15 protein-coding genes and 1 riboswitch are annotated in these 13,487 nt (G+C 74.5%); of the genes, 8 read left to right on the forward strand and 7 right to left on the reverse strand.

The window, feature by feature from the left end:
• Positions 1–1,434, forward strand: coding sequence for an FAD-dependent oxidoreductase (locus ACFZCF_RS01405; protein WP_391283843.1), 1,434 nt, complete (start codon positions 1–3; stop codon positions 1,432–1,434).
• Positions 1,435–1,453: 19 nt separating this feature from the next.
• Here ACFZCF_RS01405 and ACFZCF_RS01410 read toward each other — a convergent pair whose 3' ends face one another.
• The 5 genes from ACFZCF_RS01410 to ACFZCF_RS01430 all read right to left on the reverse strand — a co-directional run bounded on the left by ACFZCF_RS01410 (position 1,454) and on the right by ACFZCF_RS01430 (position 5,819).
• On the reverse strand, positions 1,454–2,257 hold the full coding sequence (locus tag ACFZCF_RS01410; protein WP_391283845.1) for a hypothetical protein: 804 nt from the start codon (positions 2,255–2,257) through the stop codon (positions 1,454–1,456).
• Between the two features lie 54 nt (positions 2,258–2,311).
• Entirely contained in the window at positions 2,312–3,226 is a 915-nt protein-coding gene (gene metF, locus ACFZCF_RS01415) for a methylenetetrahydrofolate reductase [NAD(P)H] (RefSeq protein ID WP_388439744.1), read from the reverse strand.
• Between the two features lie 103 nt (positions 3,227–3,329).
• Positions 3,330–3,983, reverse strand: coding sequence for a thiamine phosphate synthase (gene thiE, locus ACFZCF_RS01420; RefSeq protein WP_388439747.1), 654 nt, complete (start codon positions 3,981–3,983; stop codon positions 3,330–3,332).
• A 177-nt stretch (positions 3,984–4,160) separates the two neighbouring features.
• Positions 4,161–4,526 (reverse strand): Rv2175c family DNA-binding protein, encoded by a 366-nt coding sequence (locus ACFZCF_RS01425; protein WP_388439750.1) that lies wholly within the window; start codon positions 4,524–4,526, stop codon positions 4,161–4,163.
• Positions 4,527–4,595: 69 nt separating this feature from the next.
• Positions 4,596–5,819, reverse strand: a complete 1,224-nt coding sequence (locus ACFZCF_RS01430; RefSeq protein ID WP_388439752.1) for an NAD(P)/FAD-dependent oxidoreductase — start codon at positions 5,817–5,819, stop codon at positions 4,596–4,598.
• 82 nt (positions 5,820–5,901) lie between these two features.
• A riboswitch (TPP riboswitch) is annotated at positions 5,902–6,015 on the forward strand.
• Here ACFZCF_RS01430 and thiO point away from each other — a divergent pair.
• From thiO to ACFZCF_RS01460, 6 genes are all read left to right on the forward strand, one after another.
• Positions 6,013–7,203: a glycine oxidase ThiO gene (gene thiO, locus ACFZCF_RS01435; RefSeq protein ID WP_391283849.1), complete on the forward strand. Its 1,191-nt coding sequence runs from the start codon at positions 6,013–6,015 to the stop codon at positions 7,201–7,203. Its footprint overlaps the riboswitch before it by 3 nt.
• On the forward strand, positions 7,200–7,400 hold the full coding sequence (gene thiS / locus ACFZCF_RS01440) for a sulfur carrier protein ThiS (RefSeq protein WP_169085659.1): 201 nt from the start codon (positions 7,200–7,202) through the stop codon (positions 7,398–7,400). Before thiO ends, thiS begins: the two co-directional genes overlap by 4 nt.
• Positions 7,401–7,405: 5 nt before the next feature.
• Positions 7,406–8,200 carry a thiazole synthase gene (locus ACFZCF_RS01445; RefSeq protein ID WP_391283852.1) on the forward strand — a complete coding sequence of 265 codons (795 nt, stop codon included), beginning with the start codon at positions 7,406–7,408 and terminating at the stop codon, positions 8,198–8,200.
• A 102-nt stretch (positions 8,201–8,302) separates the two neighbouring features.
• Positions 8,303–10,225, forward strand: a complete 1,923-nt coding sequence (gene pknB / locus ACFZCF_RS01450; protein WP_391283854.1) for a Stk1 family PASTA domain-containing Ser/Thr kinase — start codon at positions 8,303–8,305, stop codon at positions 10,223–10,225.
• 6 nt (positions 10,226–10,231) lie between these two features.
• On the forward strand, positions 10,232–11,083 hold the full coding sequence (locus tag ACFZCF_RS01455) for a deoxyribonuclease IV (RefSeq protein ID WP_391283856.1): 852 nt from the start codon (positions 10,232–10,234) through the stop codon (positions 11,081–11,083).
• A gap of 92 nt (positions 11,084–11,175) precedes the next feature.
• The gene (locus ACFZCF_RS01460) at positions 11,176–11,745 is read left to right on the forward strand and encodes a DUF4396 domain-containing protein (RefSeq protein WP_388439767.1); all 570 of its coding nucleotides are present in this window, start codon (positions 11,176–11,178) and stop codon (positions 11,743–11,745) included.
• A 55-nt stretch (positions 11,746–11,800) separates the two neighbouring features.
• Here the strand turns inward: ACFZCF_RS01460 and ACFZCF_RS01465 are convergent, their stop codons facing one another.
• Positions 11,801–12,445, reverse strand: coding sequence for a sulfite oxidase-like oxidoreductase (locus tag ACFZCF_RS01465; protein WP_388439770.1), 645 nt, complete (start codon positions 12,443–12,445; stop codon positions 11,801–11,803).
• A 181-nt stretch (positions 12,446–12,626) separates the two neighbouring features.
• Here ACFZCF_RS01465 and bfr point away from each other — a divergent pair, with 181 nt between their 5' ends.
• Positions 12,627–13,103, forward strand: a complete 477-nt coding sequence (gene bfr, locus ACFZCF_RS01470) for a bacterioferritin (RefSeq protein ID WP_030493020.1) — start codon at positions 12,627–12,629, stop codon at positions 13,101–13,103.
• Positions 13,104–13,158: 55 nt separating this feature from the next.
• On the opposite strand, the gene ACFZCF_RS01475 is transcribed toward bfr, so the two are convergent.
• Entirely contained in the window at positions 13,159–13,404 is a 246-nt protein-coding gene (locus ACFZCF_RS01475; protein ID WP_388439776.1) for a bacterioferritin-associated ferredoxin, read from the reverse strand.
• Positions 13,405–13,487 lie beyond the last annotated feature (83 nt).

The following is a 13,487-nucleotide window of genomic DNA, read 5'->3' on the forward strand; positions in this document are numbered from 1 at the left end:
ATGGGACGGATTGTGGTGATCGGCGCGGGTCTCGGCGCCCTGGCGGCGGCGGCCCGGCTCGCGGTCGCGGGGCACACGGTGACGGTGTACGAGCGGACGTCGACGTACGGCGGGGCCGTGGGCCGCTTCGAGCGCGACGGCTTCGCCTTCGACACCGGGCCCGGCCTCCTGCACCTGCCGGCCGTCTACCGCGATCTGTTCGTGAAGACCGGGAAGAAGCCGCTGGAGGAGTGCGTCGGGCTGAGCCAGGTCGATCCGGCCGCCCGGCACGTCTTCGCCGACGGCACGCGCGTGGACCTGCCGAACGCCTCCCGGGCCGGCACGGTCGCCGCCCTGGACGCGGCGCTCGGCGCGGGCGCGGGCGAGCGCTGGGGCGACTTCCTGGTGCGGGCCCGCGAGGCGTGGGACCGGACCCGCCGCCCGCTCCTGGAGGAGCCGCAGCCGGCCGATCCGAGGACGCTCGCCCGGGAGCCGTACCCGGCGCTGAAGGCGGGGCTGCTGCGCCGCGCGACGCGGACGCTCGCGCAGGTCGGCGAGCGGGAGCTGCGCGACCCCCGGCTGACCGCGCTCCTGGCGGCGTACGCGGAGGCGTACGGCTTCCCGGCCGCGTCCGCCCCGGCGTCGGCCGCCGTGCTGCCCTACATGGAGCAGACCTTCGGCAGCTGGTACGTGGCCGGCGGGATGCGGGCGCTCGCGGACGCGGTGTACGAGCGCTGCCGGGAGCGGCGGGTGGAGTTCGTCTTCGACGCGCCCGTGGACGAGGTCGTGACCGAGGGCGGCCGGGCGGTCGGGGTGCGGCTGGAGTCGGGCGAGAGGGTGGCGGCGGACCACGTGGTCGCGGGCGCTCCGCTGCCGGCGCTCTACCGCGAGCAGGTGGTGCCGTGGGAGCGCGCCGACGAGTGGCCCGCCTTCCAGGGTCACGGCACGAGCCGGCTGACGGTCCTGCTGGCGCTGCGCGGCGCCCGCGAGGAGGGCGCGGTCCACCGGACGGTCGTGCACGGGGGCGGGCGCCGGCCGACGGCGACGGTGCTGCGGCCGGACGACCCGGCGCTGCGGCCCGACGACGACCACGAGTCGGTGACGGTCTCCGCGCTCGTGGACCCGGCGCCGGGGCAGGACCGGGCGGAGCTCGCCGGGTGGCTGGTGGAGGCCGCCGGCCGGGCCGTCCCCGGCCTGGCGGAGCGGCTGCTCTGGCAGGAGGTCCGCACCCCGGAGGACGTGCGGGAGGCGACGGGCGCGCCCGAGGTGCCGGGCCCGGCGCTGGCGGACGGCGGCGGGGGCTGGCTGCCGGCCGCCAACCTCTCCCCCGTCCCCGGCCTGTACTTCGTCGGCGGCTGGTCGCATCCGGGCGGCGGGCTCGCCCACGCGGGCATGTCGGGGGCGCTGGTGGCCGGGCTGATCGTGGAGGGCGCGGAGTTCCGCGGCTCGCGGTGAGCCGCCCCTCCCGGTCGGCTCAGTGGCGGTACGGGAACTGGTCGTCCTGCTGCTGCGGGTCGTAGCCGTACTGGTTCGGCGGGTAGGTCTGGGGCGGCTGCTCGTCCGTGTCGCGCTGCTGCGGGACCCAGACGCCGCCGGGCGGGGTGTCGTAGGCGTACGAGGGGGCGTAGGGGTCGCCGTAGTACTGGGTGTACTGCTGGCCGTCGGTGGCGGGGCCGATGTACGGGTCGGAGTAGGCGGCGTACTGCTGCGGGGCGCCCGCGGTGCCGTAGTCGTAGGCGGGCTGCTGCCCGTAGCCGGTGGCGTAGGTGTCGTAGCCGTAGCCGGTGGTGTCGTACCCGGGCTGGGCGTGGCCGGCCGGCTGCTGCTCGTAGACGCCGTACTGGCCGGTGTCCTCGGGCAGCGGCTGCGGTGCGTGGACGGGGGCCTCGCCCGCGAGGGGTGCCTCCGCGTCGGGGGCGTGGGCGGGGGCCGCGTCGGGCTCGTCATAGGAGAGGGCCGTGACCTCCAGGGTGGGGCCGGCCTCGGGGGCCCGGCCCGCCTTGCGGCGGCGGCTGGCGCCGGGGGTGCCGCCGATCGCCCAGCCCGTGGAGAAGCCGCGGCGGAACGAGAGGGTCACGAAGGTCTGGCCGACGGCGAAGGCGACCGCGCCGGCGATGATGACCGCCACGGAGGGCAGCAGCACGCCGGCGACGACGCCGAGGAAGCCGCTGAAGGCGAGGACCCGCCAGCGCAGCCGCGCCTTGTACTGCAGGAGCACCTCGCCGAGCAGCCAGAGCGCCACCAGGCCGAACGCGATGTAGAGGACCGTCCACCCCATGCCCCGCCGCCCCTCTCTACGGCCTCCGCCGCGGGTCGGGGCGGGTACGACCGGTCAGGACTGCTGGTGCAGTCCGAGATTCTCGTAGATCTCGAGCGTCGCGGTGGAGCTGTTGAGCGTGATGAAGTGCAGTCCGGGGACACCCTCGGCCAGCAGGCGCGCGCAGAACTCCGTCGCGAACTCGATACCGATGGAGCGTACAGCGGCGGGGTCGTCCTTGACCGCGAGGATGCGTTCTTTCACGTCCGCGGGGAAGGAGGCGTTGCTGAGCTGGGGCAGCCGGTCGAGCGTCTTCACGTTCACGACGGGCATGACCTCGGGGATGATCGGGGTCTCGCAGCCGGCCTTCTCGACGCTGTCGCGGAGCCGCAGGTAGTTCTCGGGGTCGAAGAACATCTGGGTGACGGCGTAGTCGGCGCCGGCCCGGCACTTGTCGACGAAGTGGCGGATGTCGGTGTCCCAGTCCGTGGACCGGGGGTGCATCTCGGGGAAGGCGGCGACGCCGACGCAGAAGTCGCCGGACTCCTTGATGAGCCGGACCAGGTCGGCCGCGTACCGGACGCCCTCGGGGTGCTCGACCCAGTCGCCCAGCGGGTCGCCGGGCGGGTCGCCGCGCAGCGCCAGCATGTTGCGGATGCCGGCGTCGGCGTACTGCCCGAGGACGTTGCGCAGTTCGGCGACGGAGTGGTCGACGGCGGTGAGGTGCGCGACCGGGGTGAGGGTGGTGTCCGAGGCGATCTTCTGGGTGGCCTTGACGGTGCCGCCGCGGGTGGAGCCGCCGGCGCCGTAGGTCACGGAGACGAAGCTGGGGCCGACGGCCTCGACGCGGCGCATGGCGTTCCAGAGGACCTGCTCGCCCTTGGCCGTCCGGGGAGCGTAGAACTCGAAGGAGTACGACGTCCCGGCGGCGAGGATCTCGCGGACCGTACGGGCGCGGTCCGAACGGACGGAAGCGGTTCCAAGGGCCATACCGGCAGGTTAGACGGGGTCCAGCGGGGCGCGTACCCCGCGTCCGAGGAGTGGACACCTTTTCGGACAGCGGTGCGGGGGCCGCCGCGGCGGGCCGTCCGCGTCAGGCGTCGGCCCGCTCCCGGACGCGCTTGGCGAGGGAGGCGGCGGCCGCGGCCGGGTCCTCGGCCTCGGTGAGCGCGCGGACCACGACGATGCGCCGGGCGCCGGCGTCGAGGACCTGGTCGAGGTTGGTCTCGTCGATGCCGCCGATGGCGAACCAGGGGCGGTCCTGGGCGAGCCCCGCGGCGTACCGCACCAGGTCGAGGCCGGGGGCGTACCGCCCGGGCTTGGTGGGGGTGGGCCAGCAGGGGCCGGTGCAGAAGTAGTCGACGCCGGGTTCGGCGGCGGCCGCGGCGACCTCGGACTCGGCGTGGCAGGAGCGGCCGATCAGGACCTCGTCGCCGAGGATGGCGCGGGCGGCGGGGACGGGCAGGTCGCCCTGGCCGAGGTGGAGGACGTCGGAGCCGATGGCGTGGGCGACGTCGGCCCGGTCGTTCACGGCGAGGAGCTTGCCGTGGCGGCGGCAGGCCTCGGCGAGGACGGCGAGGTGCTCCAGCTCCTCGCCGGCCTCCATGCCCTTGTCGCGGAGCTGCACGATGTCGACGCCGGAGGAGAGCACGGCGTCGAGGAAGGCGGGCAGGTCGCCCTGGCGCTTCCGGGCGTCGGTGCACAGGTAGAGCCGGGCGTCGGCGAGCCGCTCACGAGGCGTGGGCATGGTGGTTCCCCCCGTCGGGTGGTGCCGGTGCCGCGGCGCGGGGGCCGCGGCACCGGCGGTGGTGGTTCGGTGTCCGGAGGCCGGTGTCCCGGGCTCCGGGGTGTCTCGGACCCGGCGCTCCCACGCCGGGGCCCCGGGCGCCGGAGTCACGGACTCGGCGCCCCGGTCTCCGGCGGGTCAGACGGCGAGCGCCTGGGCGCGGCGCTTCACCTCCGTACCGCGATTCTCGCCGAGGGCCTGCGCGGGGGTGCCGGGCAGGGTCGGGTCGGGGGTGAAGAGCCACTCCAGCATCTCCGCGTCGGAGAAGCCGTCGTCCCGCAGGAGCGTCAGGGTGCCGGCGAGGCCCTTGACGACCTTGTCGTCCTGGATGAAGGCGGCGGGCACCTGGAGCGCGTTGTTCTCGCCGCGGCGCACGGCGATCAGCTGGCCCTCGTTCACCAGCTGCCGCACCCGCGTCACCGGGACGCCGAGCATCTCCGCGATGTCGGGGAGGTGGAGCCATGCGGGGACGAGAGCATCGATGTTTGCGTCAATCTCGGTCACGGGACAAGCCTGCCATCCGGGACCGACAGTCGGTAGTCGGGCCCGCCCCGGCCGCCGCCGTCCGGGTTGTCACCGGACGGCGGACTTCAGCGGCACGGTGGGATCGGCGGCCCGCTCGGGGTCGACGGGGGTGCCGGCCTCGATGAGCTTGCGCCCCTGGGCGAGGTCGCGCGGGCGGCCGACGGCGAGCAGGGCGACCGGCACCCCAGCGCGCAGCCAGAGCACCGCCCAGGAGCCGCCGGACGCGTCCCCGCGCCGGACGAGGGTGTCGGCGCCGGCGTGGTGGCCGGCGTACTGGACGAAGCGGCCGAACTGCTCGGACCAGAAGTACGGGACGGGGTCGTACGGCTCCGGGGCGGCGGCGTCGGCTCCGGTGAGGTCGGCGGCGACCGTGCGGGGGCCCTGGAGGGCGTTGTCCCAGTGGTGGACGAGGAGCCGCTCCCCGTAGCGGGCGGAGGGGAAGGAGGCGCAGTCGCCGACCGCGTACACGTCGGGCAGGGAGGTGCGCAGCCGCTCGTCGGCGGTGACGGCGCCGCTGGGGTCGAGGGCGATGCCGGAGCCCGCGAGCCAGTCGGTGGCGGGGCGGGCGCCGATGCCGACGACGACGGCGTCGGCGGGGAGTTCGCGGCCGTCGGCGAGGACGACGGCGCCGGGGCGGACGGCGGCCACGCGCGCGTGCGTGAGGAGTTCGGCGCCGCTCTCGGCGTACCAGCCGGCCATGGCGGTGGTGACCTCGTCGGGCAGGGCGCCGGCGAGCGGGAGGGGTGCGGCCTCGACGACGGTGACGGCGCAGCCGGCCTCGCGGGCGGCGGTGGCGAACTCGGCGCCGATCCAGCCGGCGCCGACCACCACGACGGAGCCGCCGCCGGCCAGGACGGGGCCGAGGCGGACGGCGTCGTCGAGGGTGCGCAGCAGGTGGACGCCGGGGACGCCCTCGGCGCCGGGGAGGGTGAGCGGGTGGGCGCCGGTGGCGAGGACGAGGGCGTCGTACGCGACGGGACCCGCCTCGGTGTCGAGTGCCCGGTCGGCGGGGCGCAGCCCGGTGACGGCGACGCCGAGGCGGAGGTCGACGCCGAGGGAGGCGAAGTCGATGTCAAAAGCGGAGTGCTCGGCCTTTCCGAGGAGGACCGCCTTGGAGAGCGGGGGCCGGTCGTAGGGCTGGTGGGGTTCGGCGCCGATGAGGGTGACGGGGCCCCGGAAGCCCTGCTCGCGCAGGGCGACGGCGGTCTGCACGCCCGCCATGCCGGCGCCGACGATCACCACGTGCCGCTGGGTCTGCTTCTGCTCGCTCACCCGTCCACCATACGCATCTGACGACCCGTCAGGCAGGAGGCCCCCTGTGGAGCTCCGCCGGCGGAGGCTAGGGTGGCGGGCACACACCACTCGCGGGAGCCCGGACGCACCGGGCTGAGAGGGAGGCTGACCGGCCTCCGACCGTACGAACCTGATCCGGGTCATGCCGGCGAAGGGAGGGGCGGGAACGCCCATGCGTCCTTCCGTAGGAACAGAAGACCGTCAGGTCGCCGACGTCCTCGTGGTCGGCGGCGGCGTCATCGGCCTCGTCACGGCCTGGCGGGCGGCCCTGCGCGGCCTGACCGTCGCGGTCGTCGACCCCGAACCCGGCGGCGGCGCCGCGCGGGTCGCGGCCGGCATGCTCGCCGCCGTCACCGAACTGCACTACGGCGAGGAGACCCTCCTCGGGCTCAACCTCGCCTCCGCCGCGCGCTACCCGGCCTTCACGGCCGAGCTGGAGGAGGCCACCGGCCTCGACGTCGGTTACCGCGCCTGCGGCACCCTCGCCGTCGCCCTCGACGCCGACGACCGCGCCCACCTGCGCGAACTGCACGCCCTCCAGACCCGCTGCGGACTCGCCTCCGAGTGGCTCAGCGGCCGGGAGTGCCGGCGCCTCGAACCCATGCTGGCGCCCGGCGTGCGCGGCGGGCTCCGGGTGGACGGCGACCACCAGGTCGACCCGCGCCGGCTGGCCGCCGCGCTGCTCACCGCCTGCGAGCGGGCCGGGGTGGTCTTCCACCGGGCGCTCGCCGAGCGGCTCACGGTGGCGGGCGACCGGGCGACCGGAGTCGTGCTGCGCGACGGCACGGCGCTCTCCGCCGGCCGGACCGTCCTCGCCGCCGGCAGCCTCAGCGGCCGGCTCGCGGGCGTGCCTCCGTCGGTCCTGCCGCCGGTCCGCCCGGTGAAGGGCCAGGTCCTGCGGCTGCGGATCCCCGCCCCGTACGCCCCGTTCCTCTCCCGCACCGTGCGGGCGGTGGTGCGCGGCAGCCACGTCTACCTCGTGCCGCGCGAGAACGGCGAGCTGGTCGTCGGCGCCACCAGCGAGGAGCTGGGCTGGGACACCACGGTCACCGCCGGCGGGGTGTACGAGCTGCTCCGCGACGCCCACGAGCTGGTCCCGGGCCTCACCGAGCTGCCGCTCACCGAGACCCTCGCCGGGCTGCGCCCCGGCTCCCCCGACAACGCCCCGATGCTCGGCCCGACCGCCCTGCCCGGCCTCGACCTGGCCACCGGGCACTACCGCAACGGGATCCTCCTCACCCCCGTCACCGGCGACGTCATGGCGGAGGTGCTCACCACCGGCGTCCTGCCCGACGAGGCGCGCCCCTTCTCGCCCCGCCGCTTCCCCACCGCTCTCTCCGCACGTCAGGAGCAGCCCGCATGAACGTGTCCGTGAACGGCGAGCCGCGCGTGCTCGCCGCCCCCGTCTCCCTGGAGGCCCTGGTCACCGGCCTCACCACCGCCCCGTCCGGGGTGGCCGCCGCCGTCAACGAGACGGTCGTGCCGCGCGGCGAGTGGGCGGCGACGCTGCTCGCCGACGGCGACCGGGTCGAGGTCCTCACCGCGGTGCAGGGGGGCTGAGCGCGATGTCCGACGACGTGTTCACCCTCGGCGGCACGGAGTTCTCCTCCCGGCTCATCATGGGCACCGGCGGCGCCCCCAGCCTGGACGTCCTCGAACGGTCCCTGGTGGCGAGCGGCACCGAGCTCACCACGGTCGCCATGCGCCGCCTCGACCCCACGGTGCAGGGCTCGGTCCTCTCCGTCCTGGACCGGCTCGGCATCCGCGTCCTGCCGAACACGGCCGGCTGCTACACGGCCGGCGAGGCCGTCCTCACGGCCCGGCTGGCCCGGGAGGCCCTCGGCACGGACTGGATCAAGCTGGAGGTCGTCGCCGACGAGCGGACCCTCCTCCCCGACGGGGTCGAGCTCCTCGACGCCGCCGAGACCCTGGTGGACGACGGCTTCACCGTCCTCCCCTACACCAACGACGACCCGGTCCTGGCCCGGAAGCTGGAGGACGTGGGCTGCGCGGCGATCATGCCGCTGGGCTCCCCCATCGGCTCCGGCCTCGGCATCCGCAACCCGCACAACTTCGAGCTGATCGTGGAGCGGGCCGGGGTGCCGGTGATCCTCGACGCCGGCGCGGGCACCGCCTCGGACGCGGCGCTCGCGATGGAGCTGGGGTGCGCGGCGGTGATGCTCGCCTCGGCGGTGACCCGGGCCCAGGAGCCGGTCCTGATGGCCTCGGCGATGCGGCACGCGGTCGAGGCGGGCCGCCTCGCGCACCGCGCGGGCCGCATCCCCCGCCGCCGCTTCGCGGAGGCGTCCTCGCCGACGGAGGGCCTGGCCCGGCTGGACCCGGAGCGTCCCGCCTTCTGAGCCCGCCGCCGGAAGCGGCCCCGAGCGGGGTACGTCACAAGCGTGCTGCGGTCGGGGCCCGGAGGGCGGGCCGGGCCCGTACCGGCTCGTAGACTCGACGCCGTGGACACGACCCTTCAGGACCCCCTCGTCGGGCGGCTGCTCGACGGCCGCTACCGCGTCGACGCGCGCATCGCCGTCGGCGGGATGGCCACGGTCTACCGGGCCGTCGACACCCGCCTCGACCGCGTCCTCGCGCTCAAGGTGATGCACCCCGCCCTGGCGGCCGACGCGGCCTTCGTCGAGCGTTTCATCCGCGAGGCGAAGTCCGTCGCCCGCCTCGCGCACCCGAACGTGGTCTCCGTCTTCGACCAGGGCGCCGAGGGCGCGTACGTCTACCTGGCGATGGAGTACGTCTCCGGCTGCACCCTCCGGGACGTGCTGCGCGAGCGCGGCGCCCTCCAGCCCCGCGCCGCCCTGGACATCCTGGAGCCGGTCCTCGCCGCGCTGGGCGCCGCCCACCGGGCCGGGTTCGTGCACCGGGACATGAAGCCGGAGAACGTGCTGATAGGGGACGACGGCCGGGTCAAGGTCGCCGACTTCGGGCTCGTCCGCTCCGTCGGCTCGGCGACCGCCACCACCGGCGCGGTCCTCGGCACCGTCGCGTACCTCGCCCCCGAGCAGATCGAGCACGGCACCGCCGACACCCGGGCCGACGTGTACGCCTGCGGCGTCGTCCTGTACGAGATGCTGACCGGCGGCAAGCCGCACTCGGGCGACACCCCCGCCCAGGTCCTCTACCGGCACCTCCACACCGACGTGCCGGCCCCGTCCGCCGCCGTCCCCGGACTGCCGCTCGAACTGGACGAGCTGGTCGCCGCCGCGACCGCCCGCGACCCCGAGGTCCGGCCGCACGACGCCGTGGCCCTGCTCGCCCTGCTCCGGGAGGCGCGGGCGGCGCTCACCGACGAACAGCTGGACGCGCTGCCGCCGCACGCGACGACCGGGCAGCGGGACACCGGCGAGGACCGCACCAGCGTGATCGCCCGCCCGGTGCCCGCGCCGGCGACCGCCGACCCGCACGCCGTCCAGCACACCAGCCGCCTCACCACGCCCGAGCCCCCGCCGCCCGGGCCCCGCCGCCGCGCCCTCCGCCCGGTGCCGCGCCGCCCGCTCCTGATCGTCCTCGGCGTGCTGCTCGCCCTGGGCCTCGGCGGCGGCGTCTGGTACATCAACTCCGGCCAGTTCACCCGCGTCCCCGCCGTCCTCGGCCAGACCGAGCAGGCGGCGCGCGACCGGCTCGCCGACGCGGGCCTGGAGCCGGGCACGACGAAGCGCGCCTTCAGCGACGCGTACGAGCGCGGCACCGTGATGGCCGTCGACCCGGCGCCCGGCGCGCGGGTCCGCAGCCACGCCGCCGTCACGCTCACCGTCTCCCGGGGACCCGAGACCGTGAAGGTCCCCAACCTCAAGAACAAGCCGCTCGACGAGGCCAAGCGGATCCTCACCGCGCAGGGCCTCGCCCCCGGCATGGTCACCTCGGCCTTCAGCACGACCGTCGCCCAGGGCGCGGTGATCGGCTCCGACCCGGAGCCGGGCACCGAGCGGGCCCCCGACTCGGCCGTGGCGCTGGTGGTCAGCAAGGGCGCCCCGGTCGACGTCCCGGACGTGACCGGCGAGACCGTCGCCGACGCCACCGCCATCCTCCAGGAGGCCGGCCTCAAGGTCTCCGTCGCGCCGGAACGGGTGCACTCCGCCGAGGACGCCGGATCGGTCGCCGCCCAGTCCCTCGCCGAGGGCAGCCGGGCCGCGAAGGGCGACGCGGTCACCCTGACCGTCTCCAAGGGCCCGCGCCCGGTCGAGGTGCCGGACGTCGTCGGCCTGTCGACCGACGAGGCCCGCGAGGAACTGGAGGCGGCGGGCTTCGAGGTGAAGGTGGAGAAGAGCTTCCCCTTCCTCGGCGACGAGGTCACGGGCCAGTCCGTGGCGGGCGGCCTGACCGCCCCCGAGGGCTCCACCGTCGCCATCACCATCAAGGGAATCTGAGAGAACATGCGCAACCCCGTCGGCGGCCACGTCCCCGTGGCCGGCGGTCTCGCCACCACCGGCCTCGGCTACGCCCGCGAGCTCGGCGCCGAGACCGTCCAGGTCTTCGTCGCCAACCCGCGCGGCTGGGCCACCCCGGTCGGCAACCCCGCCCAGGACGAGCGGTTCCGGGAGGAGTGCGCCGAGGGATCGATCTCGGCCTGGGTGCACGCCCCCTATCTGATCAACTTCGGCTCCCACACCGAGGCCACCGTCGAGAAGTCGGTGGAGTCGCTGCGGCACTCGCTGCGGCGCGGCCGGGAGATCGGCGCGCGGGGCGTGGTCGTGCACACCGGCTCCGCCACCGGGGGCCGCCCGCGGGAGGAGGCGCTGGCGCAGGTGCGGGAGCGGATGCTGCCGCTGCTCGACGAGCTGACCCACGAGGACGACCCGTACCTCCTCCTGGAGTCCACGGCCGGCCAGGGCTTCTCGCTCTGCTCCAAGGCGGAGGACTTCGGCCCGTACTTCGACGCCCTCGACCACCACCCCCGGCTGGGGATCTGCCTCGACACCTGCCACATCTTCGCGGCGGGCCACGACCTCACCGCGCCGGGCGGGGCGGTGGGCACCCTGGACGAGCTGGTCGCCACGGTCGGCGAGGGCCGGCTCCGGCTGATCCACGCCAACGACTCGAAGGACGTCGTCGGGGCGCACAAGGACCGGCACGCCAACATCGGCGTCGGCCACATCGGCCAGGAGGCGTTCCGGCAGCTGCTGCGCCACCCGGCCACCGACGGCGTGCCGCTGGTCATCGAGACCCCGGGCGGCAAGGAGGGCCACGTCGCCGACATCGAGCTGCTGAAGAAGCTCCGGGACTGATCGACTTCTGATCGTTCCCGATTGAGTAATACCCCAAGGGGGTATACGGTTCCTGAGGAAGCAGGAACCGCTACCCGAGGTTGGGGGCCCTCATGGAACACGGGACGCACGACCACCACACCGGACACGGGCACCACGCCGGTCACGACCACGGCGGGCACGACCAGGTCGGCGGGCACCACCACGCCGGCGGGCACGAGCACGCCGGACACGGGGGCGGAGGGCCGGCGTCCTGGGGCATGGCGGCGAAGGCCACCCTCCACTGCCTCACCGGCTGCGCCATCGGCGAGGTCCTCGGCATGATCATCGGAACCGCGCTCGGCTGGGGCGACGCGCCGACGATGGTCCTCGCGATCGCCCTCGCGTTCTTCTTCGGCTACGCGCTCACGCTGCGCGGCGTCCTCGCCGCCGGCCTGGACTTCGCGTCCGCCTTCAAGGTCGCGCTCGCCGCCGACACCCTCTCCATCCTCGTGATGGAGATCGTCGACAACGGCGTGCTGCTGCTGGTCCCGGGCGCCATGGACGCCCATCTGGACGACGCCCTCTTCTGGGGCGCGCTCGCCTTCGCCTTCCTCGTCGCCTTCCTGGTCACCACGCCGGTGAACAAGTGGCTGATCGGGCGGGGCAAGGGCCACGCGGTGGTCCACCGGTACCACCACTGACCCGCCGTGCGCGACGGCCCGGGGCCGCTGCGGGCCCACGGGGGCTCCGGGCGCGTCACAGCTCCGGGCCGTCGCCCGGTTCCTCCTGGTAGGAGTAGCGCTGTTCGGTCCAGGGGTCGCCGATGTTGTGGTAGCCGCGCTCTTCCCAGAAGCCCCGGCGGTCGGCGGTCATGTACTCCACGCCCCGGACCCACTTGGGGCCCTTCCACGCGTACAGGTGCGGCACCACGAGCCGCAGCGGGAAGCCGTGCTCGGCGGTGAGCAGCTCGCCGTCCTTGTGGGTGGCGAAGATGGTGCCCTCGGCGGCGAAGTCGGCGAGCCGCATGTTGGCGCTGTAGCCGTACTCGGCCCAGACCATCACATGGGTGACGTGCGGCGCGGGAGGCGCCAGCTCCAGGACCGTGCGGGCGGCGACCCCGCCCCACTCGGCGCCGAGCATGCTGAACTTGGTGACGCAGTGGAGGTCGGCGACCACCGTGGAGAACGGCAGGGCCGAGAACTCCTCGTGGTTCCAGCAGCGCTTGTCGCCGTCGGCGGTCGCGCCGAAGACGCGGAACTCCCAGCGCTCCGGCTTGAACTTGGGCACGGGCCCGTAGTGGGTGACCGGCCAGCCGCGCTGGAGCCGCTGCCCCGGCGGAAGCTCGGGCGACGTCTCCGGCGTCCCCCCGTCCCGGTGTACCCCGCTCTCCGGCTGAACCATGTCCTCCATGGTGACAGACGGCGAGGGGTGGTCATGACCAGCCACCCACCCGGACGCACCCATTCGGGCAACTCCTACTAAGCCTGCACTTACTGGACGACCCCCATTCGGAGTGCGAGGATGCGGCCATCCTGCCCCGTGAGGGGCCGGGCACCTACCGTGACGGAAGGAACCTGGAGCGATGCAGGGCGACCCCGAGGTCCTGGAGTTTCTGAACGAGCAGCTCACCGGCGAGCTCACGGCCATCAACCAGTACTGGCTGCACTACCGCATCCAGGACAACAAGGGCTGGACGAAGCTCGCGAAGTACACCCGCGAAGAGTCCATCGACGAGATGAAGCACGCGGACAAGCTGACCGAGCGCATCCTCATGCTCGACGGCCTGCCCAACTACCAGCGGCTCTTCCACGTGCGCGTCGGCCAGACCGTCACCGAGATGTTCCAGGCGGACCGCCAGGTCGAGGTGGAGGCCATCGACCGCCTCAAGCGGGGCATCGAGGTCATGCGCGCCAAGGGCGACATCACCTCGGCCAACCTCTTCGAGGAGATCCTCGCGGACGAGGAGCACCACATCGACTACCTGGACACCCAGCTGGAGCTGATCGAGTCCCTGGGCGAGGCGCTCTACCTCTCGACGCTCATCGAGCAGCCGAGCTGACCGAGTAGCCGAGCCGACCGACCAGCCGAGCTGATCGAGCCGACGGGCCGAGGGGCTAGGCGGCCTCGGACAGTTCGGAGGTCTCCGGCGCGAGGGCCGGCATGCCCTGGTCGAGGAGCTCACGGCGCGGGCAGTTCCCGCGTCCGAGGATGGCCTGGATGCGCCGGACGCACGAACCGCAGTCCGTGCCCGCCTTGCAGGCGGAGGCGATCTGGCGGGGCGTGCAGGCGCCGGCCTCCGCGTGCTCCTTGACCTGCTTCTCCGTGACACCGAAGCATGAGCAGACGTACACGCGGATCACCTCCCGCCGAGATCGATTAGGCTAACCTAACCTTACCCGGCGGCCGGGGAGCGCAAAAGCCTTCGCTACGACGATGGGGCGCG

The sequence above is a fragment of the Streptomyces sp. NPDC007945 genome (genome assembly GCF_042958885.1).
Taxonomy (GTDB): domain Bacteria; phylum Actinomycetota; class Actinomycetes; order Streptomycetales; family Streptomycetaceae; genus Streptomyces.